Annotated in this window: 19 protein-coding genes and 1 rRNA gene; 15 read left to right on the plus strand and 5 right to left on the minus strand. The window is 72.8% G+C overall.

Annotated elements, in window-relative coordinates:
• Positions 1 to 95, plus strand: a 5S ribosomal RNA gene (gene rrf, locus ACZ60T_RS32120); the annotation flags it as partial.
• Positions 96 to 1,398: 1,303 nt separating this feature from the next.
• Positions 1,399 to 2,223, plus strand: a complete 825-nt coding sequence (locus ACZ60T_RS32125) for a tetratricopeptide repeat protein (RefSeq protein WP_469669215.1) — start codon at positions 1,399 to 1,401, stop codon at positions 2,221 to 2,223.
• Positions 2,224 to 2,284: 61 nt separating this feature from the next.
• Here the strand turns inward: ACZ60T_RS32125 and ACZ60T_RS32130 are convergent, their stop codons facing one another.
• Positions 2,285 to 3,568, minus strand: a complete 1,284-nt coding sequence (locus tag ACZ60T_RS32130) for a DUF1015 domain-containing protein (RefSeq protein ID WP_469669166.1) — start codon at positions 3,566 to 3,568, stop codon at positions 2,285 to 2,287.
• Between the two features lie 71 nt (positions 3,569 to 3,639).
• Here ACZ60T_RS32130 and ACZ60T_RS32135 point away from each other — a divergent pair, with 71 nt between their 5' ends.
• From ACZ60T_RS32135 to ACZ60T_RS32150, 4 genes are all read left to right on the plus strand, one after another.
• Positions 3,640 to 4,668: an HAD hydrolase-like protein gene (locus ACZ60T_RS32135; protein WP_469669167.1), complete on the plus strand. Its 1,029-nt coding sequence runs from the start codon at positions 3,640 to 3,642 to the stop codon at positions 4,666 to 4,668.
• A gap of 92 nt (positions 4,669 to 4,760) precedes the next feature.
• Positions 4,761 to 5,804 carry a FecCD family ABC transporter permease gene (locus tag ACZ60T_RS32140; RefSeq protein ID WP_469669169.1) on the plus strand — a complete coding sequence of 348 codons (1,044 nt, stop codon included), beginning with the start codon at positions 4,761 to 4,763 and terminating at the stop codon, positions 5,802 to 5,804.
• Complete coding sequence (locus tag ACZ60T_RS32145) at positions 5,801 to 6,874, plus strand: FecCD family ABC transporter permease (RefSeq protein ID WP_469669171.1); 1,074 nt, start codon at positions 5,801 to 5,803, stop codon at positions 6,872 to 6,874. Before ACZ60T_RS32140 ends, ACZ60T_RS32145 begins: the two co-directional genes overlap by 4 nt.
• Positions 6,875 to 6,890: 16 nt before the next feature.
• On the plus strand, positions 6,891 to 7,784 hold the full coding sequence (locus ACZ60T_RS32150; protein WP_469669173.1) for an ABC transporter ATP-binding protein: 894 nt from the start codon (positions 6,891 to 6,893) through the stop codon (positions 7,782 to 7,784).
• Here the strand turns inward: ACZ60T_RS32150 and ACZ60T_RS32155 are convergent.
• Positions 7,768 to 8,115, minus strand: coding sequence for an SCP2 sterol-binding domain-containing protein (locus ACZ60T_RS32155; protein WP_365633284.1), 348 nt, complete (start codon positions 8,113 to 8,115; stop codon positions 7,768 to 7,770). The two genes, ACZ60T_RS32150 and ACZ60T_RS32155, sit on opposite strands and share 17 nt — an antisense overlap.
• Before the next feature lie 42 nt (positions 8,116 to 8,157).
• On the opposite strand from ACZ60T_RS32155, the gene ACZ60T_RS32160 reads away from it, so the two are divergent.
• The 5 genes from ACZ60T_RS32160 (at position 8,158) to ACZ60T_RS32180 (ending at position 13,711) form a co-directional block, all read left to right on the plus strand.
• Positions 8,158 to 8,481: a hypothetical protein gene (locus ACZ60T_RS32160; protein ID WP_469669175.1), complete on the plus strand. Its 324-nt coding sequence runs from the start codon at positions 8,158 to 8,160 to the stop codon at positions 8,479 to 8,481.
• Positions 8,482 to 8,488: 7 nt separating this feature from the next.
• Positions 8,489 to 9,304, plus strand: a complete 816-nt coding sequence (locus tag ACZ60T_RS32165) for a TlyA family RNA methyltransferase (RefSeq protein WP_469669177.1) — start codon at positions 8,489 to 8,491, stop codon at positions 9,302 to 9,304.
• Positions 9,301 to 10,206, plus strand: a complete 906-nt coding sequence (locus ACZ60T_RS32170) for an NAD kinase (RefSeq protein WP_469669178.1) — start codon at positions 9,301 to 9,303, stop codon at positions 10,204 to 10,206. The genes ACZ60T_RS32165 and ACZ60T_RS32170 overlap by 4 nt, the downstream gene beginning before the upstream one ends.
• A 145-nt stretch (positions 10,207 to 10,351) precedes the next feature.
• The gene (recN, locus tag ACZ60T_RS32175) at positions 10,352 to 12,094 is read left to right on the plus strand and encodes a DNA repair protein RecN (protein WP_469669180.1); all 1,743 of its coding nucleotides are present in this window, start codon (positions 10,352 to 10,354) and stop codon (positions 12,092 to 12,094) included.
• A 474-nt stretch (positions 12,095 to 12,568) separates the two neighbouring features.
• Positions 12,569 to 13,711 carry a glycosyltransferase family 4 protein gene (locus ACZ60T_RS32180; protein ID WP_469669182.1) on the plus strand — a complete coding sequence of 381 codons (1,143 nt, stop codon included), beginning with the start codon at positions 12,569 to 12,571 and terminating at the stop codon, positions 13,709 to 13,711.
• A gap of 15 nt (positions 13,712 to 13,726) precedes the next feature.
• On the opposite strand, the gene ACZ60T_RS32185 is transcribed toward ACZ60T_RS32180, so the two are convergent.
• From ACZ60T_RS32185 to ACZ60T_RS32195, 3 genes are all read right to left on the minus strand, one after another.
• Positions 13,727 to 15,367: a PucR family transcriptional regulator gene (locus ACZ60T_RS32185; RefSeq protein ID WP_365633266.1), complete on the minus strand. Its 1,641-nt coding sequence runs from the start codon at positions 15,365 to 15,367 to the stop codon at positions 13,727 to 13,729.
• 49 nt (positions 15,368 to 15,416) lie between these two features.
• A complete protein-coding gene (locus ACZ60T_RS32190) occupies positions 15,417 to 16,787 on the minus strand; it encodes an FAD-binding oxidoreductase (protein ID WP_469669183.1) in 1,371 nt (456 codons plus the stop codon).
• 68 nt (positions 16,788 to 16,855) lie between these two features.
• Positions 16,856 to 18,658: a glycoside hydrolase family 15 protein gene (locus ACZ60T_RS32195; RefSeq protein ID WP_365633260.1), complete on the minus strand. Its 1,803-nt coding sequence runs from the start codon at positions 18,656 to 18,658 to the stop codon at positions 16,856 to 16,858.
• Between the two features lie 479 nt (positions 18,659 to 19,137).
• On the opposite strand from ACZ60T_RS32195, the gene ACZ60T_RS32200 reads away from it, so the two are divergent.
• From ACZ60T_RS32200 to ald, 4 genes are all read left to right on the plus strand, one after another.
• Positions 19,138 to 20,805 carry a CTP synthase gene (locus tag ACZ60T_RS32200; protein WP_365633258.1) on the plus strand — a complete coding sequence of 556 codons (1,668 nt, stop codon included), beginning with the start codon at positions 19,138 to 19,140 and terminating at the stop codon, positions 20,803 to 20,805.
• Positions 20,806 to 20,891: 86 nt separating this feature from the next.
• Positions 20,892 to 21,518 (plus strand): NUDIX hydrolase, encoded by a 627-nt coding sequence (locus ACZ60T_RS32205; RefSeq protein ID WP_365633255.1) that lies wholly within the window; start codon positions 20,892 to 20,894, stop codon positions 21,516 to 21,518.
• 171 nt (positions 21,519 to 21,689) lie between these two features.
• The gene (locus ACZ60T_RS32210) at positions 21,690 to 23,759 is read left to right on the plus strand and encodes a tetratricopeptide repeat protein (RefSeq protein WP_469669184.1); all 2,070 of its coding nucleotides are present in this window, start codon (positions 21,690 to 21,692) and stop codon (positions 23,757 to 23,759) included.
• Positions 23,760 to 23,927: 168 nt separating this feature from the next.
• A complete protein-coding gene (gene ald, locus ACZ60T_RS32215; RefSeq protein WP_365633249.1) occupies positions 23,928 to 25,052 on the plus strand; it encodes an alanine dehydrogenase in 1,125 nt (374 codons plus the stop codon).
• Positions 25,053 to 25,292 lie beyond the last annotated feature (240 nt).

Genomic DNA, 25,292 nt, shown 5'->3' on the forward strand with positions numbered 1-25,292 from the left:
AAACGCCCGGTTACATTTCGAACCCGGAAGCTAAGCCTTACAGCGCCGATGGTACTGCAGGGGGGACCCTGTGGGAGAGTAGGACGCCGCCGAACAATCTTTGGAGGACCTCTGGTCCCAGCGACTCGCTGGGACCAGAGGTCCTTTTCGTTTTTCCGGTGCGCGCCGGGTGCCCGGATGCGCGAGAATAGATTTTTGCAGTACCGAAGACAGGAGTCCCCGATGTCCCCCAACCCTGCCGACGAGCGTCCCGAGCGCGATCAGCGCCGACGGGACAGTGGTGACCGTGGCGGCTACCGCGGGGGTCCTCGCCGGGACGACCGCGGCGGCTACGGGGACCGTGGCGGCTACGGCCGTCGCGACGACCGCCGTGACGACCGTCGCGGTGACGACCGTGACCGTGGCTTCCGCCGCGACGATCGCCGTGATGACCGCCGCGAAGGCGAGCGCGGTGACCGCGGCGACCGCGGTGGCTTCCGCCGCGATGACCGCGACCGGGGCGGGCGTCCGGGCTTCCGCCGTGACGACCGGCCCACCGGCGGCCCGCGCCGCGATGACCGCGGTGGCGAGCGCGGTGGCTTCCGCCGTGACAACGACCGTCCCTCCTTCCGCCGCGACGACCGCGGTGGGTTCGGGCGCCGCGACGACGACCGTGACCGTGGGTTCGCCCGCCGCGACGACCGCCGCGATGACCGTCGTGGTGGCGACCGTGGGTACGGGCGTCGGGACGACCGCCGCGATGACCGGCGTGACGACCGTCGCGGCGATGACCGTGACCGCGGCTTCCGTCGTGACGACCAGCGTGGTGGCTTCGGCCGCCGCGACGACGACCGTGGCTTCGCCCGTCGTGACGACCGGCGTGATGACCGCCGTGACGATCGTCGTGGTGACGACCGTGGGTACGGGCGTCGCGATGAGCGGCCCGCCGGTCCGCGCCGCGACGACCGTGACCGCGGCTTCCGCCGTGACGACCAGCGTGGTGGCTTCGGCCGCCGCGACGACGACCGTGGCTTCACCCGTCGTGACGACCGGCGCGATGACCGCCGTGACGATCGTCGTGGTGACGACCGCGATCGTGGGTACGGGCGCCGGGACGACCGTCCCGGATACGACCGTCGTGACGAGCGCCGTGACAGCGACCGTGGTGAGCGTGGCGGCTTCCGTCGCGATGACCGTCGCGATGACCGCGGCGGCGAGCGCGGTGGCTTCCGCCGTGAGGACAGCCGTGGCGGCGAGCGCGGTGGCTTCCGGGGCCGGGACGACCGTGGCTCCCGTGGTCCCCGTCGCGACGACCGTGGCGGTCGCCCCGGTGGCTTCCGCGGGCGTGACGACCGGCGCGAGGGCGGCCGGTTCCGTGACGAGCGGGACCGCGACCGTGACCGCGAGCCGATCAAGCGGCTGCCGATCCCCGAGGACGTCACCGGCGAGGAGATCGACAAGGACGTACGGCAGGAGCTGCAGAGCCTGCCCAAGACGCTCGCCGAGGACGTCGCCAGGAACCTGGTGATGGTCGCCAAGCTCATCGACGAGGACCCCGAGGGCGCGTACGGGTACTCCAAGGTGGCCCTGCGTCTCGCGTCCCGTGTCGCCGCCGTGCGTGAGGCGGCCGGCTTCGCCGCGTACGCCAACCAGAAGTACGGCGAGGCCCTCGCCGAGTTCCGGGCGGCCCGGCGGATGACCGGCAACATCGAGCTGTGGCCCGTCATGGCCGACTGCGAGCGCGGCCTCGGCCGGCCCGAGAAGGCGCTGGACATGGCCGGTGCGCCCGAGGTGCACAAGCTCGACAAGGCCGGTCAGGTCGAGATGCGGCTCGTCGCGGCCGGTGCCCGGCGGGACATGGGGCAGCTCGACGCCGCCATCGTGACGCTCCAGAGCCCGGAGCTGGCGTCCACCTCCGTGCAGCCCTGGACCGCGCGCCTGCGGTACGCGTACGCCGACGCGCTCCTTGCCGTCGGGCGGGAGGACGAAGCCCGCGAGTGGTTCGCCAAGACCGTCGAGTCGGACCGGGACGGCAGCACCGACGCCTCCGACCGGCTCGCCGAGCTGGACGGGGTCGAGTTCGTCGACGCGCTCGACGAGAACGACCAGAGCGACCAGGACGAGGACAGCGCGACCTCTGAGGCGCCTGAGACGTCTGAGACGCCTGAGGAGTCCGCGAAGTCCGAGGCGAAGTCCGAGAAGTCCGAGGCGCCTGAGGCCGACGCCGAGGGCGACAAGAGCTGACGCTCACAGAACACCTGAAACAGGGGCGGGATCCGTGCAAGGATCCCGCCCCTGTTCGCGTTCACAGCGCCCGCAGCACCAGCCCCGTAGCGGGCTTCGGGCCGAACGACGTCGACTTGCGCGGCATCGTCACGCCCTGGCGGGCCAGCTCCCGTACGACCTCCTCGCGGACCGGATGCATCAGCACGGCCGTGCCCCCGTCGCGTTCCGCCTTCTCGACCGTGGCGGCCGTGTCGTGGATGTAGGCGATGTGCTCCGGCGAGTCCTCCGGGATGTGCCACACGTTCTCCAGCAGCGTGGCGTGCAGGACCGTCGCGTCCAGCGTGCGCCAGGCCTCCGGGTAGGTCGCCGGGATCGTACGGGCCAGCAGATCGGGGTTCGGACGGTCGACCAGATGGAAGGTGCCGTCGCCCGCGAGCAGGAAGGCGTTGCCGACGGCGGCGGCCTCCGCGAGCATCTCCAGGGCCTTGGTCAGCGGGACGTGCAGATCGCGGACGCGGAACAGGCCCGTGAGCGAGGCCAGCGCCTCGGCCACCGGGAGGCGGTGCAGCAGGCGGTGGATCGCGCGGACCCGCAGCGGATAGCGGGCGGTGTCCACCAGCAGGACCAGGCCGTAGTCCCAGGGGCTCGGCGAGGCGTGCTCCGCGCGCAGCCGCCGATAGGTGGCCCAGCGGTGGTGGCCGTCCGCGATCAGGGCCTGGTGCCCGGCCAGATCCGTCTGGATCTCGGCCAGGTCGGCCGGGTCCGTGACCGCCCACAGGCGGTGGCAGAAGCCGTCCTCCGTGGTGGTGCGCAGCAGGGGCGTGCGCGCGGCGGTGCGCTCGATGACGGCCGTCGTACCGGTCTCGGCACCGTTGCCCCGGTAGGTCAGGAGGAGCGGTTCCAGATTGGCGGACGTCGCCCGCATCAGGGCGGCCCGGTCCGCGATCACATGCGGCATCACGTCCTCGTGGGGGAGGACCACGCCCTCCGAGGGCTCCGAGACACGCAGGGCGCCTATGACTCCGCGCTGGAGCAGCCCCTCGCCCCGCTGTTCGTAGACGTAGAGGCCGGGCTCGGCGTCGGCCGCGAGGACGCCCTCGGACAGCCAGCGGCGCAGGGTGTCCGCCGCCTGCTGGTTGCGGGCCGCGGGGGTGGTCGCCTGGGGGAGTATCAGCCGGACGATGTTGTACGGGTCGGCGGACTCCAGGTGGAGCAGTCCGTCGGGGCGTACGACGACGTCGTACGGCGGGGAGGTGACCGCCGCCAGGCTGCCGACGCGATGCGGGTCGTAACGCAGTCCCCGGAAGGGGGCGAGGTCCAGGCCCATGCGCGTCGTTACGTCCCCCGAGACTCCAGTGTCCATTGGTGCATCGTAAGTGTGTCAGTGCCATGAGCGATGATCGGGGAAAGCGAAGAATCAAGGGAGCGATCGTCATGAGCCAGACCGTCAGGACGAGGCCGGCCGCGAGCGCGCGGCCCCTGAGCGCGGCGTACGACACGGCGCTGCTCGACCTGGACGGGGTGGTGTACGCGGGCGGGAACGCGATCACGCATGCCGTGGAGTCGCTCGGCACCGCCCGCGCCGGTGGGATGCACCTGGCGTACGTCACGAACAACGCGCTGCGTACGCCGGACGCGGTGGCCGCGCATCTGACGGAGCTGGGGATACCGGCGCTGGCCTCGGATGTCGTCACCTCGGCGCAGGCCGTGGCCCGGCTCATCAGCGAGCAGGTGCCCGCCGGGTCGCGGGTGCTGGTGGTCGGCGGTGAGGGGCTCAGGGTCGCGCTGCGCGAGCGGGGCCTGGTGCCGGTGGAGTCGGCCGAGGACGATCCGGTGGCCGTGGTGCAGGGGTACGGCGGGCCCGAGCTGCCGTGGGGGCGGTTCGCGGAGGCGTCCTACGCCATCGCACGCGGGGCGCGCTGGTTCGCGTCGAACACCGATCTGACGATCCCGGGCGGGCGCGGCATCGCGCCGGGGAACGGGGCGGCCGTGGAGGTCGTCCGGATCGCGACCGGCGCCGAGCCGCAGGTGGCGGGCAAGCCGCTGCCGCCGATGCACCGCGAGACGATCCTGCGGACCGGGGCGCGGCGGCCACTGGTGGTCGGGGACCGGCTGGACACGGACATCGAGGGGGCGTTCAACGGCGAGGTCGACTCCCTGCTCGTCCTCACGGGAGTGACGGACGGCGCCCCGCTCCTCGCCGCGCCGCCGCATCAGCGACCCGCGTACGTCGACGCGGATCTGCGCGGCCTGCTGACCGGTCAGCCGGAGATCACCCCGGTGGGCCCCGGCTTCCGCTGCGGAGGCTGGACGGCGACGGCGGGCGAGGAACGGCTGGACCTGACGGGCGACGGCGCTCCCCTGGACGCCCTGCGAGCACTGTGCGCGGCGGCCTGGACAGCGGCCGGAGAGGGCTCGTGCCGACTGGACGGGGGGAAGGCGCTGGCCCGACTCGGGCTGTGAGCCCGCGCGGATCGCGCCGGCCCGGAGGGCCCGCGGGACCGGGGACCGTACCGGATCACCCACACGGAGTGAGGTTAGGCTAACCTAATCGCGTGTTGGTCGACAGTCCTCCCGAACCGCGCGTGGCGAACGCTCCCGCGCCCCCGAACCGCCGGGCGATACGGGCCTTCGGGCTTCTCGTCTCGGTCGCTCTCCTGGTGCTTGTCGCGCTGGCCGGTATCGCGGTCGGTGCGAGAGAGCTGCCGCTGGACCAGGTCTGGCACGGCCTGTTCCACGACTCGGGGACGTACGCCGATGTCGTCGTCCGCGACCGGCTCTCGCGTACGGTCCTCGGGGTGCTCGCCGGGACCGCGCTCGGTGTGTCCGGTGCCGTTCTCCAGGCGCTGACCCGCAATCCGCTGGCCGACCCCGGGCTGCTCGGCATCAACGCGGGCGCGTCCGCCGCCGTCGTCACCGCCATCACGTTCTTCGGTGTGACGAGCCTGAGCGGCTACGTGTGGTTCGCCTTCCTCGGCGCGGCCCTGGTCGGGGCGCTGGTCTGGCTGCTCGGCGGCAGCCGGGGCGCCACACCCGTACGGCTCGCGCTCGCGGGTATGGCGATCAGCGCCGCGCTCTACGGCTATCTCCAGGCCGTGATGATCATGGACGGGGCGGCGCTCGGCCGGATGCGCTTCTGGACGGTGGGCTCGCTGACCTCGGCCACCGACAGCACCATCCGGCAGGTGCTGCCGTTCTTCGTCGTCGGCACGGTCCTCGCGCTGGCCCTCGCCCGCCCGCTGAACGCCATGGCGATGGGCGACGACACCGCCCGCGCCCTCGGCGCGCACCTGAACCGCACCCGCGCGCTGTCGATGGCCGCCGCCACCGTGCTGTGCGGAGCGGCCACCGCCGCCTGCGGGCCGATCGTGTTCGTCGGGCTGATGGTCCCGCATGTCGTCCGCTCCTTCACCGGGCCCGACCTGCGCTGGATCCTCCCGTACGCGGCCGTGCTCTCGCCCGTCCTGCTGCTCGGCGCCGACATCATCGGCCGGGTCGTCGCCCGGCCCGCCGAGGTCCAGGTCGGCATCGTGACCGCGGTCATCGGCGGCCCGGTCTTCCTCTTCCTCGTACGACGGCGCAGGACGGCCCAACTGTGAAGACCACCCGTACCACCCTGCGCACCCGCGGCGGGCTGTCCGTCCGGCTCGACCCGCGCACCCTCACGGTCGTCGCCCTGCTCCTGCTGATCGCGCTCGCCGCGAGCGTCGCCCTCATCGGCACCGGCGACTACTCGATCCCGCCCGGGGACGTCCTGCGGACCCTGCTCGGGGACGGCGACGCACGACAGGAGTTCATCGTCACCGAACTGCGGCTGCCGCGCGTGCTCGTCGGGCTGCTGGTCGGCGGCTCGCTCGGGCTCGGCGGCGCCCTGTTCCAGTCCATCTCCCGCAATCCGCTGGGCAGTCCGGACATCCTCGGACTCGGGCAGGGCTCCACGGCCGGAGCGCTCGTCGTGATCGTGCTGTTCTCCGGCGGCGCCACCCAGGTCGCCCTCGGCGCGCTGGTCGGCGGCCTGGTGACCGGACTGGCCATCTATCTGCTCGCCTGGAAGCAGGGCGTGCACGGCTACCGGCTCGTCCTCGTCGGCATCGGTGTCTCCGCGATCGTCACGGCGGTCAACGGCTATCTGCTCACCAAGGCCGACATCGTCGACGCGACCCGCGCGATTGTCTGGATGACCGGTTCGCTGGGCGGCCGTGACTGGGAGCAGGTCTGGCCCCTGCTCGCGCTGTGGGCCGTCCTCGTCCCGCTCGTTCTCGGCCAGGCACGCGCGCTGCGGGTGACGGAGATGGGCGACGACGTCGCGTACGCGCTCGGGGTGCGCGTCGAGCGCGTACGGCTGCTGCTGATGGTCGCCGCGGTGCTGCTGACCGCGGGCGCCACCGCCGCCGCGGGCCCCGTCGGGTTCGTGGCGCTCACCGCGCCCCAGCTCGCCCGCCGGATGATCCTTCCCCGCCGCCGGGGGAGCGCGGGAGCCGCCCCCCTCTCCGGACCCCACCTGATGACCTCCATGGTCATGGGCGCCACCTTGCTGGTCGTCGCCGACTGGGCGTCGCAACAGCTCTTCGGCGCCGACCAGTTGCCCGTGGGAGTGGTGACCGGCGTCCTCGGCGGCGGCTACCTCCTCTGGCTGCTCGTCACCGAGCGCCGGGCGGGCCGCATATGACCACCGCGGGCCGCACATGACCACCGGACCCGGCACACCGCCGGACAAGAACGACCTGAGGAGCATGGTGAACCGTCTCTCCGCAAGCGACGTCACCCTCGCCTACGACCAGCGTGTGATCGCGGAGCAGCTCTCCGTGGAGATCCCCGACCACTCCTTCACCGTGATCGTCGGCCCCAACGCCTGCGGCAAGTCCACGCTGTTGCGCGCCCTGTCCCGGATGCTCAAGCCGTCCCGGGGGCAGGTGCTCCTGGACGGGCAGGTCATCCAGACGCTGCCCGCCAAGCGGGTCGCGCGGACCCTCGGCCTGCTGCCGCAGTCCGCGATCGCGCCCGACGGGATCACCGTCGGCGACCTGGTCGGCCGCGGTCGCTATCCGCACCAGGGGCTGTTGCGCCAGTGGTCGGAGCAGGACGAGCGGGTCGTACGGGAGTCGATGGCGCACACCGGCGTCGCCGAACTGGCCGACCGGTACGTGGACGAACTCTCCGGCGGCCAGCGGCAGCGGGTGTGGATCGCCATGGCGCTCGCCCAGCAGACCCCGCTGCTGCTGCTCGACGAGCCGACCACCTACCTCGACATCCAGCACCAGATCGACGTGCTCGACCTGTGCGCGGAACTGCACGAGCAGCAGGGGCGCACCCTGGTCGCCGTCCTGCACGACCTCAACCACGCGGCCCGGTACGCCACTCACCTCATCGCGTTGCGCGACGGCAGGGTCGTCGCCGAGGGCCCGCCGAAGGACATCGTCACCGCCGAACTGGCCGAGGAGGTCTTCGGGCTGCGCTGCCAGATCATCGACGACCCCGAGACCGGCACGCCCCTCGTCGTACCCGCCGCACGCACCGCACGCGCGCGTGCGGCCCAGCGCCTCGACGCGCCCGCCGGGGCGGCTACAGGAGCTTCCTGAGCCGGAGCAGATCCCACAGGCCCGCCTCCAGCTTCACCCGGCCCGCGCCCCAGGCCTTCGCGAAGTTCAGCTCGCCGTCGACCATCGCCACCAGGTCGTCACCGGTCATGGTCAGCCGTATCTGGGCCTTCTCGGGCGGCGGCCCCGGGAGCGTGCGCAGCACCTCGATCCGGCCGCCCTTGAGACGGCCGACGAAGGTGACGTCCAGGTCGGTGATACGGCAGGTGAGCGAGCGGTCCAGGGCCGCGGCGGAGCGTACGTCCCCGTCGGCGCCCGCCAGGTTGTCCGAGAGCTTGTCGAGTGCGCTGCGGCACTCATCGATCGTGGCCATCGGGAGCGACGGTACCCCAGCGCTTCGGGGTAGCGTCGAGGGATGAGCGACTCTGTGCCCGGGGTGAGAGCCCCGGCGGAAGCAGTGGTTCCGGGACCGGACGAGCCGGAGTGCGACCCCGGCGCACCCGCACCGGCGAACGAGCCCCCGGCCGTTCCCCTGGGCGTGCCCCGGACCCCCACCGGCCACGCCGCCGTCGACGCCGCGCTGGAGCGGCTGGCCGACGCGGACCACCTCGCCACGGACGGACACCTCGAGGTGTACGAGGATGTACACGAGGGGCTGCGTGACGCGCTCACCGCGCTCGACGCCCGGCCGGGACCTCCGGCGCCCCCACACCCTCTGGTACTCGGGAACAGGAGCTGAACCGAACGTGGCAGGAGTCGCACGCCGCCGTCTGGACGCGGAGCTGGTTCGTCGGAAGCTGGCACGCTCACGGGAGCATGCCAGCCAGCTCATCGCGGCCGGGCGGGTCAGTGTCGGCAAGACCGTCGCGACCAAGCCCGCCACCCAGGTGGAGACCGCCGCCGCCATCGTGGTCACCCAGGACGACAACGACCCCGAGTACGTCTCGCGCGGCGGCCACAAGCTGGCCGGCGCGCTGACGGCCTTCGTACCGCAGGGGCTTGTGGTCGAGGGGCGGCGCGCCCTGGACGCGGGCGCCTCCACCGGCGGCTTCACGGACGTCCTGCTGCGCGCGGGCGCCGCCCATGTCGTCGCCGTCGACGTCGGCTACGGACAACTGGCCTGGTCGCTCCAGAGCGACGACCGTGTCACCGTCAAGGACCGCACGAACGTACGGGAGTTGACGCTCGACGCGATCGACGGCGAACCCGTGGACCTGGTCGTGGGCGATCTGTCCTTCATCCCGCTCGGCCTGGTGCTGCCCGCCCTGGTGCGGTGCACGAAGCCGGACGCCGACCTGGTGATGATGGTCAAGCCGCAGTTCGAGGTGGGCAAGGAGCGCCTGGGCAGCGGCGGTGTCGTCCGCAGCCCGCAGTTGCGCGCCGAGGCCGTGCGCGGGGTCGCCGAGCGCGCCGCCGAACTCGGCCTCGGCGTGAAGGGCGTGACGGCGAGCCCGCTGCCCGGCCCCTCCGGCAACGTCGAGTACTTTCTGTGGCTGCGAGCCGGCGCACCCGCACTGGACCCGGCCGACGTAGACCGTGCCGTAGCGGAGGGGCCGCGTTGACACAGAACCCAGCTCGTACTGTCTTCCTGCTCGCCCACACCGGGCGGCCCGCGGCCATTCGCAGCGCCGAACTCGTGGTCAAGGGGCTGCTGCGGTGCGGAATCGGCGTACGTGTCCTGGAGGCGGAGGCGGCCGATCTGCCGCTGCCCGAGGAAGTGGAGCTGGTCAAGGAGGCCACGCCGCGCTGCCTGGACGGCTGCGAGCTGCTCATAGTCCTCGGCGGTGACGGCACCCTGCTGCGCGGCGCCGAGTTCGCCCGCGCCTCCGGGGTGCCGATGCTCGGCGTCAACCTCGGCCGGGTCGGCTTCCTCGCCGAGGCCGAGCGGGACGACCTCGACCGGGTCGTCGACCGGGTGGTGATGCGGGCGTACGAGGTCGAGGAGCGCATGACCGTCGACGTCGTCGTGCACCGCAACGGCGATGTCGTGCACGTCGACTGGGCGCTCAACGAGGCCGCCGTGCAGAAGGTCTCCGCCGAGAAGCTCCTGGAGGTCGTCCTGGAGATCGACGGGCGGCCGGTGACCGGGTTCGGCTGCGACGGCATCGTGTGCGCCACCCCCACCGGCTCGACGGCGTACGCCTTCTCCGCGGGCGGGCCCGTGGTGTGGCCGGAGGTCGAGGCGCTGCTCATGGTGCCGATCAGCGCGCACGCGCTGTTCGCCAAGCCGCTCGTGACCTCGCCGGACTCCGTGCTCGCCGTGGAGGTCCAGCCGGACACCCCGCACGGGGTGCTCTGGTGCGACGGGCGACGGATGGTGGAACTGCCGCGCGGCGCGCGCGTCGAGGTGCGGCGGGGCGCGGTCCCGGTCCGCCTGGCCCGGCTGCACCACGCGTCGTTCACGGACCGCCTGGTGGCCAAGTTCGCGCTGCCGGTGTCCGGGTGGCGCGGACGCCCCCACTAGGGCCTGTTGCGAAGTCCCGTCTGGGCCACCGGGTCAACGTGCCGGTGGCCCAGGGGTGACGCCCGGCCTTCCGTATCTCCCCGCTCACCAGCGGCTTCGCCCGTGAAGGTGGGGGCGGCGTCGCGGCGTGCGGGGAAAACCTCGTATGGTCATGGGCGTGTTGGAGGAGATGCGGATACGGTCACTCGGAGTCATCGATGACGCGGTCGTCGAGCTGTCGCCCGGCTTCACCGCCGTGACCGGTGAGACGGGTGCGGGCAAGACCATGGTCGTCACCAGTCTCGGTCTGCTGCTCGGCGGGCGCGCGGATCCGGCGCTCGTACGGATCGGGTCGAAGAACGCGGTCGTGGAGGGGCGGATCGCCGTGCGCGAGGGCGCCTCCGCCGTCGTACGCGCCGAGGAGGCCGGGGCCGAGCTGGACGACGGGGCGCTGCTCATCAGCCGTACCGTCTCCGCCGAGGGGCGCTCCCGGGCGCATCTGGGCGGGCGTTCCGTGCCCGTCGGCATGCTCGCCGAACTGGCCGACGAACTGGTCGCCGTCCACGGCCAGACCGACCAGCAGGGGCTGCTCAAGCTGTCCCGGCAGCGGCAGGCGCTCGACCGGTACGCGGGCGACGCCGTCACCGCGCCGCTCGCCCGGTACACCGAGGCCTACCAGCGGCTACGGACCGTCACAGCCGAGCTGGACGAGATCACCACCCGCGCGCGCGAGCGGGCCCAGGAGGCCGATCTGCTGCGCTTCGGGCTCGACGAGATCGCGGCCGTGGAGCCGCGGCCGGGTGAGGACGGGGAGCTGGCCGAGGAGGCCGAGCGGCTCGGGCACGCGGAGGCCCTCGCGTCGGCCGCGACCGCCGGGCACGCCGCCCTGGTGGGCAACCCGGAGGACCCCGAGGGCGTCGACGCGGCCACCCTGGTCGCGGGCGCGCACCGGGCCCTGGAAGCGGTCCGCTCGCACGACCCGGCGCTGGCGGGCCTCGCCGACCGGATCGGGGAGATCGCGATCCTGCTCGGGGACGTGGCCGGGGAACTGGCCGGATACGCCGACGATCTGGACGCCGACCCGCTGCGGCTGGCCGCCGTCGAGGAGCGGCGCGCCGTGCTCACCGCGCTGACCCGCAAGTACGGGCCGGACATGGCCGCCGTCCTCGCCTGGGCCGAGCAGAGCGCCGCCCGGCTGGGCGAACTCGACGGCGACGACGAGCGGATCGGGGAGCTGACCGCCGAGCGGGACACTCTGCGCGGTGAACTGGGCGGCCTCGCCCAGGCGTTGACCGACGCGCGCGCGGAGGCGGCCGAACGGTTCGCCGCCGCCGTGACCGCCGAGCTGGCCTCGCTCGCCATGCCGCACGCGCGCGTGTCGTTCGAGATCCGGCAGAGCGAGGACCCCGAGGGCGTCGAGGTCGGCGGGCGCGTGGTCGCGTACGGGCCGTCGGGCGTCGACGAGGTGGAGCTGCTGCTCGCCCCGCACCCCGGCGCGCCGCCGCGGCCCATCGCCAAGGGCGCCTCCGGCGGTGAGCTGTCGCGCGTGATGCTCGCGGTGGAGGTCGTCTTCGCGGGGACGGACCCGGTGCCGACGTACCTGTTCGACGAGGTCGACGCGGGCGTCGGCGGCAAGGCGGCGGTCGAGATCGGCCGCAGGCTGGCCCGGCTCGCGAGGACCGCGCAGGTCGTGGTGGTCACGCATCTGCCCCAGGTGGCGGCGTTCGCCGATCGCCAACTGCTGGTGGAGAAGACGAACGACGGGTCGGTGACCCGGTCCGGGGTGAAGGTCCTGGAGGGCGAGGAGCGGATCCGGGAGCTGTCCCGGATGCTGGCCGGTCAGGAGGACTCGGAGACGGCCCGCGCCCACGCGGAGGAACTCCTGGCCACGGCACGCGCGGACGGCTAGGGCGTGTTTCGAAAGTCCCTCCCCCAGCCTTCGGCCGGGAGGTGCCCCCAGCCCCGCGACGCCTGGCACGGCACCTCGCCGCGTTGTCGGGGTTGCCCGCGTACATCCAGTACGCGGGCAACCCTCCGCCTTGCGATGCTCCCCCACTGCCTGAAGGGCGTGGGAGGTGCCCCCAGCACCAGACGCCGCGGGGCCCGCCCTCCGGGCGAACGACGCTACTTTCGAAACACGCCCTAGCGAGGTTCCGGGGCCGTGCCGTCAGCGTTCACCCGTGTGGGTGACCTTGTGCGCCCCGGACCTCCTGCTCCGCCGTACTCGCACACCCTCGGCGGTGCCCCAACACCCGTACGTCCTGGCATGCTTGAGTCATCCGCGAAGCGACCGGTGCCTCGACAGCGCGGTCCATGCCCCCCGCCCGATCCTTCTGTACGTTTCTTCGTGACCGTCCGACGCCGAACCAGGAGCCCCGGCCACGTGAGCCTTGCGACCAGCCCCTCGCCGTACGGCCGGACGTCGCTGCACGCCGTGCAGGTGCTCGGCGGGGGCAGCGCGGGCAGTAGCACGCATGTGCGGTCGCTGGCCTCGGGACTGGCCGCCCGGGGCGTGCGCGTGACCGTGTGCGCGCCCACCGAGGCCGAGCGGCTCTACGACTTCAGGGGCGTCGGCGCCCAGCACGTCTCCGTGCCCCGCAGCGCGGAACCCGCCTGCCTGGCCGCGCTCCGCCTCACCTGCGCCGACGCGGACGTGGTGCACGCGCACGGGCTGCACGCGGGCCTGCGCGCCGCCCTCGCGCTCAGCGGGCGCCGCACCCCTCTCGTCGTCACCTGGCACATCCGCGGCCATGCCGAGGGCGCCCGCGCCCGGCTGCTGCGGGTGCTCGAACGCCGGGTCGCCAAGGCCGCGTCCGTCGTGCTGGGCACCTCGTCCGACCTGGTCGACCGGGCCCGTCGGCACGGCGCCCGCGACGCCCGGCTCGCCGCCATCGCCCTGCCCGCACCCCGCGAGGCCGCCGACCGCGACGACCCCGACCTGCGGCGCCCCAAGCTGCGCGCCGAACTCGGCGCCGTGGACCGGCCGTTACTCATGGCCGTCGGCGCCCTGGAGCACCACCGCGGCTACGACGTGCTGCTCGACGCCTGCCGCGCCCTGCGCCACTACGACCCGGCCCCGCTGCTCGTGATCGCGGGGGAGGGGCCGCTCCGGGCGGAGATCGGACGCCGTATCGAGGCCGAGGACCTGCCCGTACGGCTGCTCGGGCGGCGGGACGACGTCCGCGAACTGCTCACCGCCGCCGACCTCGCGCTGGTCCCGAGCCGCTGGGAGTCCCGCTCCGTCCTCGCCCAGGAGGCCCTCCACGCGCGCGTGCCGCTCGTCGCCACCGCCGTCGGCGGAATGCGCGAACTGGTCGGCGACGCGGCCGAACTGGTCCCGTACGGCGACGCGGACGCCCTGGCCGCCGCCGTCGTCCGCCTCCTCGACGACCCCGTACGCCAGGAGCGGTTGAAGGACAGGGGCGAGCAACAGGCCGCGACCTGGCCGACGGAGGACGAGACCGTGACTCAAGTCCTCAGCATCTACGACGAGTTGACCCAGGTATGGCCGTTCGGCCAGGCCTGAACCAGTGCCGGGGCGCTACCCCACGTGGCGGCGGGCCCGCAGGGCCAGGCCGAGGGCCAGGACCGTCTGCGGGTCGTCGAGGTCCGTCCCCAGCAACTCCCCTATCCGGGCAAGCCGGTTGTAGAGCGTCTGCCGGTTCAGATGCAGTTCACGGGCCGTCTCCGCCTTACGGCCCGCATGCGCCAGATACGTCTCCAGCGTCGGCAGCAGCGGCGGCCGGGAGCGGCGGTCGTGGTCGCGCAGCGGGCCGATCGCGCGCTCCACGAAGGCCGCGAGATCCGGATGGTCGCGCAGCCGCCACAGCAGCAGATCGATGTCCAGCCGACGCGCGTCGTACCAGGGCAGCTCCGGCAGCCCCTGCGCCGCCGTCGCCGCCTCCGCCGCATGCCGCAGCCCGGCCGACGCCGCCGCCCAGCTCCCCGCGACACCGACCACCACGACCGGCGGCGGCGCGCCCGGCCGCCGCATACCGGCCCGCTCCACCCCCGCCCGCAGCGCCGCGGCCACCCGGTCGGCGACCGCCGAGCGCTCCGCCTCCGAGCGCAGCCCCAGCAGCAGCGGGACCCGGCCCTCCACCGGCCGGACGCCGAGCAGGACCGGTACGCCCACCGACGCCAGCTTCTCCGCGACCGCCCGCGCCAGCACCGCCCAGGCCCCGCCGCCCGGCGACAGACCGTCCGCGAGCCGCATCACCACCGGCAGCAGCGGGCTGTCACCCGGCTTGAACCCCAGCACCCGGGCCTGCGCGGGCGCGTCCTCGGCGGCGATCCGGCCCGCGGCGAGGTCGCTGAGGAAGTCACCGCGCCCGCGCGCGGCCAGCTCCTCCTCCTGCCGGGCCTGCATCAGCACCACGGCGAGCACGTCCGCGGCCCGTTCGGCGGCGATCCGGTGCACCGGGGCCACCGCCGTACTGACCGGCAGCAGCACCAGCCGGGCCCGTACGGAACCCGTGCCGGGACCGCCGCCCGGCACGTCCACGAGGACCGTCCCGGCGGGCGGCTCGTCCTTGTGCTGGCCGCGCAGCCCCTCCCACACCTGGAGCGGGTCCGTGTCCGCCGGACCGGCACCGGCGGCGTACAGCAGTTGCCCCTCCGCGGTCTCCAGGAACACCGGGTTGCCGCTGAAGTCGGCGAGGATCCGCAGCACCTGGGGCACTCCGCCGCCGCCGAGCAGCGCCACGGTGCAGCGGCGGTGCACCTCCTCGGCCCGCTGGAGCAGCGCGTAGTGGCCGTTGACGATCTCGGTGTGGATCTCCTCGGTGACCGTCACGAACGGCACCTCGCGGTGCAACTGGACGAGCGGCAGCCCGGCGGCGCGGGCCGTCTCGACCAGGGCGGCGGGCAGCCGGGTGAAGCGCGGGCCCAGCTCCACGACCAGCGCGGCGATCCCCCGCTCGGCCAGGGTGCGGACGAACGCGCGCTGGTCGGCGGGCCGGGTGCCGAGCCCGTAGCCCGTGGTCAGCAGCAGCTCGCCGCCCTTGAGCAGCGACGCGATGTTCGGGACCTCGCCCGCGTGCACCCAGCGCACCGCGCGCTGCAACCGGTCGGCGCCGGCCAGCACCTCCGGGAGCCCGCTGCGCAGTCCGGGCAGCTCCAGCGCCCGCTGCACGGTGATCCCGGCGCCCTGGGTACCGGAGGAGTCGAAACGGCTGTCCATGCGGTGACGCTACCTGCGCGGACGCCCCGGCCGCACCGTCGGTCCCCGCTCAAACGGGCCGGATGTTGTGGTTGAACCTGAACATGTTGTCCGGGTCGTACCGCCGCTTCACGCGCGCCAGCCGGTCGAGGTGCTCGGCGGTGAGCCCGGCCACCACCCGGTCCCTGCCCTCGTCCCCGACGAGGCGCACATGAACCGCGCCCGTGCGCCAGGGCCGTACGTCGGCGCGCGCCTCCTCGACCCAGACCGGCACCCGCGCGTCGTCCGCCGGATCGGCCCAGACCCCGCGGGGGCACACGGCCCAGGTCGCGTCCGCCCGGGGGTCCGGGTACGCGGCGGGCGCGGCGGCGAGCGGCCACAGCGCGTACCGGCAGCCGCTGGGGACGGGCAGGGCGCGGGCACGGGCGCAGAAGACGTCGACCAGTTCGTCGGGCAGCGCGGTCAGATACTCGGTCGTCCCGTGGTGGCGCAGCCCGCACGGGGTGTCGAACATGCCCTGGACGTCGGCGTACGGCAGCGCGGCGAGGACCTCCGAGACGTGCGGCAGCGCCAGCAGCGGCCGGACGAACCCGCGCAGCCCGTCCGCGCCGCCGACGTAGGTGACCACCACCAGGCACAGCAGGGTGCCGACCAGATGCCCGGGGACGAACGGCTCGGGCCGCGCGGTCAGATACAGCACGGCGCCGCTGACCTCCGGCGGGCCGGAGGCGACGATCTCGCGGAAGGCGCGGACCGCCGCGGGGCCCGTCTCGGGCCGGAAGCCGAACAGGGCGACGGAGAACTCGGGCAGCTCGTACAGCCGGAGCGTGAGCGCGGTGGCCACGCCGAAGTTCCCGCCGCCGCCGTGCAGCGCCCAGAACAGCTCGGGGTGCTCCTCGGCGGTCGCCCGGACCGCGGTGCCGTCCGCGGTCACCAGCTCGGCGCCGAGCAACTGGTCGACGGCGGGGCCGAAGGCCCGCTCCAGCCGGCCGCTGCCGCCGCCGAGGACGAAGCCCGCGACCCCGGACGCGGAGTCCCGGCCGCCGGTGGTCGCGAGGCCGTAGGGCCGGGTGGCGCGGTCGAGGTCACGCGTCAGGGCGCCGCCCTCGACCCGGACCGCGGCGGCGCCGGGGTGGACCGTGACCTGGCGCATCCGGCGCAGATCGATGACCACGCCGTTGTCGTTGACCCCCATCCCCGCGACGCTGTGACCGCCGCCGCGCACGGCGACCCGCAGATCCAGCTCGCGGGCGAAGCACACGGCCCGCACGACGTCGTCCGGCCCCGCGCACCGCGCGATCACGGCGGGCCGACGGTCGACCCGCGCGTTGCACACGCGCCGGGCCGCGTCGTACCCCGCGTCGCCCGGGGCGAGGACCTCACCGGCCAGGTCCGCGCGCAGCGCGGCCAGCGCCGTACGCGCCGTGGCGAAGGGGGGCATGGTGGCCGCCCCCTTCCGATCCGGGGGACAGGACTTCTCCCAGCGTAAGCGGCCACCCGCCGTCGGTCTCAGCCTCCGTACGCCCCGGACGCCGTCAGCCGCAGGGCCGTGTCGATGAGGGGGACATGGCTGAACGCCTGCGGGAAGTTGCCGACCTGGCGTTGCAGCCGGGAGTCCCACTCCTCGGCGAGCAGGCCCAGGTCGTTGCGCAGGGCCAGCAGCTTCTCGAACAGCTTGCGGGCCTCGTCCACCCGGCCGATCATCGCCAGGTCGTCCGCCATCCAGAACGAGCAGGCGAGGAACGCGCCCTCGTCACCCGGCAGCCCGTCCACGCCCTCGCTGCCGCCGAGGGTCGGATAGCGCAGGATGAACCCGTCGGGCGTGGACAGCTCGCGCTGGATGGCCTCGATCGTGCCGATCACCCGCTTGTCGTCCGGCGGCAGGAAGCCCATCTGCGGGATCAGCAGCAGCGAGGCGTCCAGCTCCTTGGAGCCGTAGGACTGGGTGAAGGTGTTGCGCTCCTTGTCGTAGCCCTTCTCGCACACATCGCGGTGGATCACGTCGCGCAGCTCGCGCCACTTCTCCAGCGGGCCGTCCGCGTAGCCGGACTCGATGAGCTTGATCGTGCGGTCCACCGCGACCCAGGCCATCACCTTGGAGTGCACGAAGTGGCGGCGGGGGCCGCGCACCTCCCAGATGCCCTCGTCCGGCTCGTGCCAGTGCTGCTCGAGGTAGCGGATGAGCTTGAGCTGGAGCAGCGAGGCGTAGTCGTTGCGGGCCAGGCCTGTCATATGGGCCAGGTGCAGGGCCTCGGTGACCTCTCCGTACACATCGAGCTGGAGCTGGTGCGCGGCGCCGTTGCCGACCCGTACCGGCGCGGAGTTCTCATAGCCGGGCAGCCAGTCCAACTCGGCCTCGCCCAGCTCCCGTTCACCCGCGATGCCGTACATGATCTGCAGGTTCTCGGGGTCGCCCGCGACGGCCCGCAGCAGCCATTCGCGCCAGGCGCGGGCCTCGTCGCGGTAGCCCGTGCGCAGCAGGGAGGACAGGGTGATCGCCGCGTCGCGCAGCCAGGTGTAGCGGTAGTCCCAGTTGCGCACGCCGCCGATCTCCTCCGGCAGCGAGGTGGTGGGCGCGGCCACGATGCCGCCCGTCGGCGCGTAGGTGAGCGCCTTGAGCGTGATCAGGGAGCGGATGACGGCCTCGCGGTAGGGGCCGTGGTACGTACAGTGCCCCACCCACTCCCGCCAGAAGTCCTCGGCCGCCTCCAGCGACTGCTCGGGCTCCGGCATCGGCGGCTGCTCCTTGTGCGAGGGCTGCCACGAGATCGTGAACGCGACCCGGTCGCCCGGCGCGACCGTGAAGTCCGCGTAGGTGGTCAGCGCCTTGCCGTAGGTCTCGGCCTGGGTGTCGAACCACACCGAGTCAGGGCCTGCCACGGCGACCGTGCGCCCCTCGTACTTGTGGACCCAGGGCACCACCCGTCCGTACGAGAACCGCATGCGCAGCATCGAGCGCATCGGCACCCGGCCCGTGACGCCCTCCACGATGCGGATCAACTGGGGGGCGCCGTCACGCGGCGGCATGAAGTCGATCACACGGACGGTGCCGCGCGGGGTGTCCCACTCGGACTCCAGGATCAGGGACTCGCCGCGGTACGAGCGCCGGGTCGCCGCGGGCGGCTCGATGTCCGCCGCATGGGCGGGACCCAGCCGCCAGAAGCCGTGATCCTCTGTGCCGAGCAGCCCCGCGAAGACGGCATGGGAGTCGAAGCGGGGCAGGCACAACCAGTCCACTGTGCCGTCCCGGCAGACCAGCGCGGCGGTCTGCATGTCTCCGATGAGTGCGTAGTCTTCGATGCGCCCGGCCAATGCAACTCCAGTCGAACGGCCACGTCGCCCCGAGGGGCGGTTGCTGTTGCGGTCAGGGGGTCGGTGAGAAGTCGTCGCTCATCGACCCGTGTGTGATGAGGCAGTCGATGGTCAACGAACTGACGAGCCCTCGTGGTTCCGGTGGACGGGCGGGGGTGGTGCCGTTGACCGGGAGCGCTCGGCAGCGAGTGTCCGAGCAGGATATGACGTACGTCGATGATCCGCTTGCCGCTTCGGACAAGGGAAGTGCCCCGAACGGGTGAGGCGGAGGTGAGCGGCGCGAGAGCGTCGCTCATGGGTACCCGCGCGGATGCGGAGCGTGGCCGGGAGCAGGCCCTCTTTCGCGCTGATACCCTGGTAGCCCGTGGACCGGTGGGCACGAAACCCCCGAACCGCAGCGACGGCAGCCCCCGAAGATCGTTCGGAGGACTACGCCGCACCGCTTTCCAGACCGCGACCACGGGAGCCCCCTCTTGGCCATGCCGCCCGCTGCTTTCCGAAACAGCACAGCCACGACGACCAAGCACATCTTCGTCACCGGGGGTGTCGCCTCCTCGCTCGGCAAGGGCCTGACGGCCTCCAGCCTCGGCATGCTCCTCAAGGCGCGGGGCCTGCGGGTCGTCATGCAGAAGCTCGACCCGTATCTGAACGTCGACCCGGGCACGATGAACCCGTTCCAGCACGGTGAGGTGTTCGTCACCAACGACGGCGCCGAGACCGACCTGGACATCGGCCACTACGAGCGCTTCCTCGACCGCGACCTCGACGGCTCCGCCAACGTCACCACGGGCCAGGTCTACTCCGCCGTGATCGCCAAGGAGCGCCGCGGTGAGTACCTCGGCGACACCGTGCAGGTCATCCCGCACATCACCAACGAGATCAAGCACCGCATCCGGCGCATGGCCACCGACGCGGTGGACGTCGTCATCACGGAGGTCGGCGGCACGGTCGGCGACATCGAGTCGCTGCCGTTCCTGGAGACCGTCCGCCAGGTCCGCCACGAGGTCGGCCGCGACAACGTCTTCGTCGTCCACATCTCGCTGCTGCCCTACATCGGCCCCTCCGGTGAGCTGAAGACCAAGCCGACCCAGCACTCCGTCGCCGCGCTGCGCAACATCGGTATCCAGCCCGACGCGATCGTCCTGCGCTGCGACCGCGAGGTCCCGACCGCGATCAAGCGCAAGATCTCGCTGATGTGCGATGTCGACGAGGCCGCCGTCGTCGCCTGCCCCGACGCCCGCTCGATCTACGACATCCCGAAGGTCGTGCACACCGAGGGCCTGGACGCCTACGTCGTGCGCAAGCTCGACCTGCCCTTCCGTGACGTGGACTGGACGACCTGGGACGACCTGCTCGACCGCGTCCACAACCCCGACCACGAGGTCACCCTCGCGCTGGTGGGCAAGTACATCGACCTGCCCGACGCCTATCTGTCGGTGACCGAGGCGCTGCGCGCCGGCGGCTTCGCCAACAAGGCCCGCGTGAAGATCAAGTGGGTCACCTCCGACGACTGCAAGACCCCGGCGGGCGCCAAGAAGCAGCTCTCCGACGTGGACGGCATCTGCATCCCCGGCGGCTTCGGCGACCGCGGTGTGCTCGGCAAGGTCGGCGCCATCCAGTACGCCCGCGAGAACAAGATCCCGCTGCTCGGCCTGTGCCTGGGTCTGCAGTGCATCGTGATCGAGGCGGCGCGGAACCTGGCCGGTGTCGAGGACGCGAACTCCACCGAGTTCGACGCGGCCACCGCGCACCCCGTGATCTCCACCATGGCCGAGCAGCTCGACATCGTCGCGGGCGAGGGCGACATGGGCGGCACCATGCGCCTGGGCATGTACCCGGCCAAGCTGGCCGAGGGCTCCATCGTGCGCGAGGTCTACGACGGCAAGGAGTACGTCGAGGAGCGCCACCGTCACCGCTACGAGGTGAACAACGCCTACCGCGCCGAGCTGGAGAAGAAGGCGGGCATCCTCTTCTCCGGCACGTCCCCGGACGGCACGCTCGTGGAGTACGTCGAGTACCCCCGTGACGTCCACCCCTACCTGGTCGCCACGCAGGCGCACCCGGAGCTGCGCTCCCGCCCGACCCGCCCGCACCCGCTCTTCGCGGGTCTGGTGAAGGCCGCGGTGGAACGCAAGACGGGCAAGTAACACAAGAGTTGTACGGTGGCCGGGGTGCGTGTCCCATGTGGACGCGTGCCCCGGTTGTCGTAGGTACGTGGGAGGAACAGGGCGAGATGGCGATCAAGGACACCCCCGAGGAGTGGGAGGTCAGGGCGAGCGACACCCCGTTCGTCGGCAACAAGACCTCCGTCCGCACGGACGACGTGGTCATGCCCGGCGGCGCGGTCGCCCGCCGCGACTACCAGGTGCACCCCGGCTCCGTCGCCGTCCTCGCCCTCGACGACCAGAACCGGGTCCTGGTCATACGGCAGTACCGCCACCCGGTACGCCACAAGCTCTGGGAGATCCCGGCCGGTCTCCTCGACATCCCCGGCGAGAACCCCCTGCACGCCGCCCAGCGCGAGCTGTACGAGGAGGCGCACGTCAAGGCCGAGGACTGGCGCGTGCTGACGGACGTGTACACCACACCCGGCGGCTGCGACGAGTCCGTGCGTGTCTTCCTCGCCCGCGAGCTGTCCGAGGCGGACGGGCAGCGCTTCGAGGTCGAGGACGAGGAGGCCGACATGGAATGGGCCCGCGTCCCCGTCGAGGACCTCGTCCGCGGGGTGCTGGCCGGTGAGCTGCACAACAACGCCCTCGTCGTCGGCGTCCTCTCCCTGGTCGCCGCCCGCGACGGCGACGGCCTGGACGCGCTGCGCCCGGCCGGGGCGCCCTGGCCCGCGCGCCCCTTCGAGGCCTGAGAGCGCACACATCCGCGCACCCGTCCCGCCGGTCGTACGATCGCCTGATCCGATCGAGGGATGGGTGAGCGGTGCTCCTGAGGGGATGTCGCAGAGCGTGAACTAGGCTCTGCAGACGACCCGCTCAAGGCCCGGCGGGCCGGTGTGCGCAGTGGGACGGGAGCGTGGCCCGTGACGGATCAGGCGGTGGCGGCAGCCGACGGCCGGCTCTCTCGAAGCGACCGGCGTCCCGCCGCCACGACCCCTCAATTCCTCGGCCGCGCAAGGGAATTGAAGGAGCTTCAGGCCGACATCGAGCGCGCGGGCCTGGACACCCTCACCGGCCGCAAGGCCCCCCGCGCCCGGGTCCTGCTCATCGCGGGCCGCCCCGGCTCCGGCCGCACCGCCCTCGCCGAGGAATTCGTCCGCCAGGTCGCGGACCGGTACGCGGACGGGGTGCTGCGCGCCCGCCTCAGCGAGCCCGACGGCACCCCCGTACCCACCGAACGCACCGCCCGCGAACTGCTGACCGCCCTCGGCCTGCCCGTCCTGCCCGGAGCCGCCGAGGACGAGCTGAGCGAGGCGGTGCGCGCCGCCCTCGTGACCCGGCGCATGGTGCTCCTGCTCGACGACGCGGTCTCCGCGGAGCAGGTCGACGCCGTGCTGCCCGAGACCCCCGGCTGTCTGGTCGTCGCCGTCTCCACGGGCCCGTTGACCGGTATCACGGACGTCCGCCCCTGCACCCTGGGCGGGTTGGACACCCGGTCCGCGCTGGCCCTGCTCACCCGGCGCACCGGATCCGTACGTGTCACCGTCGACCCGCGCGCCGCCGAGCGGCTCGTGGAGGAGTGCGCCGGTCACCCCGCCTCGCTGGTCCTCGCGGGCGGCTGGCTCGCCGCCCGCCCCGAGGCCGCCGTCGCCGACCTCGCCCAGCAGTTGCGCGCCGGGACCGGCGACGGACCGCCCCCGGTCCGGGTCTCCCGGCTCGCGTACGAGGGACTGGCGCCCGCGGCCCGGCGCACCCTGCGGCTGTTCTCCCTGGCCCCGGCCGGGCTGCTCGACCCGCACACCGCCTCCGCGCTGGCGGGCTGCTCGCCGACCGACGCCCGCAGCGCCCTCGATGACTTCACGGCCCTCGGCTTCCTGCGGCGCGTGGACACCGAGCGCGCGCGCTACGAGATCCCCGGGTGTGTGCTGCCCCCGCTGCGCGCCGCGGCCGAGGACGAGGACCGCCCGGCCGAGCTGCAACTGGCCCGCGCGCGCATGCTGGAGCGGACCGTGCGGCTGCTGCACTCCTGCCGCGCGATCACCGAGACCGACAGCCCGCAGGCCCGCGAGAAGCTCCACGGCCTGCCCTCGGCGCTGCGCTTCCCGGACCCGAGGGCCGCCGAGGACTGGCTGCGCACCCGGCAGCCCGCGCTGCTGGCCGCGGCCCGACTCGCCGTCGCCGACGGCACGTTGGACACGCTGGCCCGCCGCCTGATGGCCGCGCTGGTGCGGGCCCTGGTCGCCCACTTCGGCACCCGCGCGGCAGCGCCCGAGCTGTACGGCATCCACCGGCTCGTCCTCGATGTCGCCGACCGCGCCGACCTGCCCCGCGAGAAGGCGGCGGCCCTGCTGAACCTCGCCGACCTGGACGCGCGGAGCGGCCGGACCACGACGGCACTGGCCCGCTACCGGGCCGCGCTGGACGCCGGGTGGGAGGCCGACGATCCGTATGCGACGGGCCGCGCGATGGAATCCGTAGGCGGCGCCCACCAGGAACTGGGGGACTACGACCGGGCCGCCGACTGGTACGGCAGGGCTCTGTCCCAGCGCCTGGCCCGCGACGAGCGCGCGGACGCCGCCCGGCTCTACGGCCGTATCGCCGCCGCCCTCACGCACGCGGGCCACTACGAGGAGGCCCTGCGCAACTGGCGCGCGGCGGCGGCGGGGCACCGCAGAACGGGCGATGTGGCCGCCCACGCAAGGGCGTTGGGCGAACTGGCCCGCGTCCAGGACCTCGCGGGCCGCCCCGCGGAGTCGTTGCGTACCTGCCAGGAAGCGGTCGAGTGGGCGCGCCGTGCGGAGGACGTACGGCTGGAGGCCGCGCTGCGGCTGCGGGTCGCCGACGCCCTGGAGCACCTCGGCGACCCGGCGGGCGCCCTGTCCCACCGGGAGGCGGCCGAGCATCTGCTGGAGGAAGAGCCCCAGGACAACGCGGGTGCGGGGGACGAAGGCGCCAACGCCTACGAAATCCGCAGTGCAGTCGATAAGGATTAAAGCAATGAAAGGCTAGACAGCTCGAAATCCTTCATTAGACTGGCTTTGCCGCCGGTTCTCCTGCGGTGTCTCCCGGTACGTTCACCACTGCCCGGGTATGACAAGCATTGACCGGGCTTGCACTGCCCCGGCATGCACAGCCCTAGAACCCCCTCTGAGTCAAGGACCGTGATCGACGTGAAGGTCGGCATCCCCCGCGAGGTCAAGAACAACGAGTTCCGGGTGGCTATCACCCCCGCCGGCGTGCACGAGCTGGTGCGCAACGGACACCAGGTCGTCGTCGAGCGGAACGCCGGCGTCGGCTCCTCGATCCCGGACGCGGAGTACGTGGCCGCCGGGGCCGAGATCCTGGAGACCGCGGACGAGGTCTGGGCCGCCGCCGACCTGCTGCTCAAGGTCAAGGAGCCCATCGCGGAGGAGTACCACCGCCTGCGCAAGGACCAGATCCTCTTCACCTACCTGCACCTGGCCGCCTCCAAGGAGTGCACGGACGCGCTGCTGGAGTCCGGCACCACCGCCATCGCCTACGAGACGGTCGAGCTGCCGAACCGCGCGCTCCCGCTGCTCGCCCCGATGTCCGAGGTCGCGGGCCGCCTGGCCCCGCAGGTCGGCTCCTACCACCTGATGCGCGCGGCCGGCGGCCGTGGCGTGCTGCCCGGCGGTGTCCCGGGTGTGCTCGCCGCCAAGGCCGTGGTCATCGGCGCCGGTGTCTCCGGCTGGAACGCCGCGACCATCGCCATCGGTCTGGGCTACCACGTCACCCTGCTCGACAAGGACATCAACAAGCTCAAGGAAGCGGACAAGGTCTTCGGCACGAAGATCCAGACCGTGGTCTCCAACGCCTTCGAGCTGGAGAAGGCCTGCCTCGAGGCCGACCTCGTCGTCGGTGCCGTGCTGATCCCGGGCGCCAAGGCCCCGAAGCTGGTCACCAACGAGCTGGTCTCCCGGATGAAGGCCGGAAGTGTCCTTGTCGACATCGCGATCGACCAGGGCGGCTGCTTCGAGGACTCCCGTCCGACCACGCACGCCGAGCCGACCTTCAAGGTCCACAACTCGGTGTTCTACTGCGTCGCCAACATGCCCGGCGCCGTCCCCAACACCTCCACCTACGCGCTGACCAACGCCACGCTGCCCTACATCGTGGAACTGGCCAACCGCGGCTGGGTCGAGGCGCTGCGCCGTGACCCCGCGCTGGCCAAGGGCCTCAACACCCATGACGGCAAGGTGGTTTACCAGGGCGTCGCCGAGGCGCTCGGCATGGAGCACGTGGAGCTGAACTCCCTGCTCGGCTGATACCACATCGGCGCGGGTTCGAACAGCCCCGCGCCACAAGGCGACTGGTCAACTCACGTCGTCAACACGACCTGCCCGGCCGGACCTTGCCCGACAAGGTCCGGCCGAGTGTGTGTATGGTCACTTTGCGACACTCGTTCAACTCGCCTCGAACGCAACCCTTTCACCGTTTCGCACACTGGTGAAACCTGGCGAACGACGTCCGGACACCCTTGACAGCGGCATGTTTCATTGCCGACA

It is taken from the genome of Streptomyces sp. NPDC104371 (genome assembly GCF_055583785.1).

Bases quoted from the DNA above. Each gene is read 5' to 3' on its own strand.
- recN (WP_469669180.1), top strand. From the start codon at position 10,352: ATGGTCATGGGCGTGTTGGAGGAGATGCGGATACGGTCACTCGGAGTC.
- ACZ60T_RS32205 (WP_365633255.1), top strand. From the start codon at position 20,892: ATGGCGATCAAGGACACCCCCGAGGAGTGGGAGGTCAGGGCGAGCGAC.
- ACZ60T_RS32150 (WP_469669173.1), top strand. From the start codon at position 6,891: ATGACCACCGGACCCGGCACACCGCCGGACAAGAACGACCTGAGGAGC.
- ACZ60T_RS32130 (WP_469669166.1), bottom strand. From the start codon at position 3,568: ATGGACACTGGAGTCTCGGGGGACGTAACGACGCGCATGGGCCTGGAC.
- ACZ60T_RS32160 (WP_469669175.1), top strand. From the start codon at position 8,158: ATGAGCGACTCTGTGCCCGGGGTGAGAGCCCCGGCGGAAGCAGTGGTT.
- ACZ60T_RS32185 (WP_365633266.1), bottom strand. From the start codon at position 15,367: ATGGACAGCCGTTTCGACTCCTCCGGTACCCAGGGCGCCGGGATCACC.
- ACZ60T_RS32200 (WP_365633258.1), top strand. From the start codon at position 19,138: ATGCCGCCCGCTGCTTTCCGAAACAGCACAGCCACGACGACCAAGCAC.
- ACZ60T_RS32190 (WP_469669183.1), bottom strand. From the start codon at position 16,787: ATGCCCCCCTTCGCCACGGCGCGTACGGCGCTGGCCGCGCTGCGCGCG.
- ACZ60T_RS32155 (WP_365633284.1), bottom strand. From the start codon at position 8,115: ATGGCCACGATCGATGAGTGCCGCAGCGCACTCGACAAGCTCTCGGAC.
- ACZ60T_RS32135 (WP_469669167.1), top strand. From the start codon at position 3,640: ATGAGCCAGACCGTCAGGACGAGGCCGGCCGCGAGCGCGCGGCCCCTG.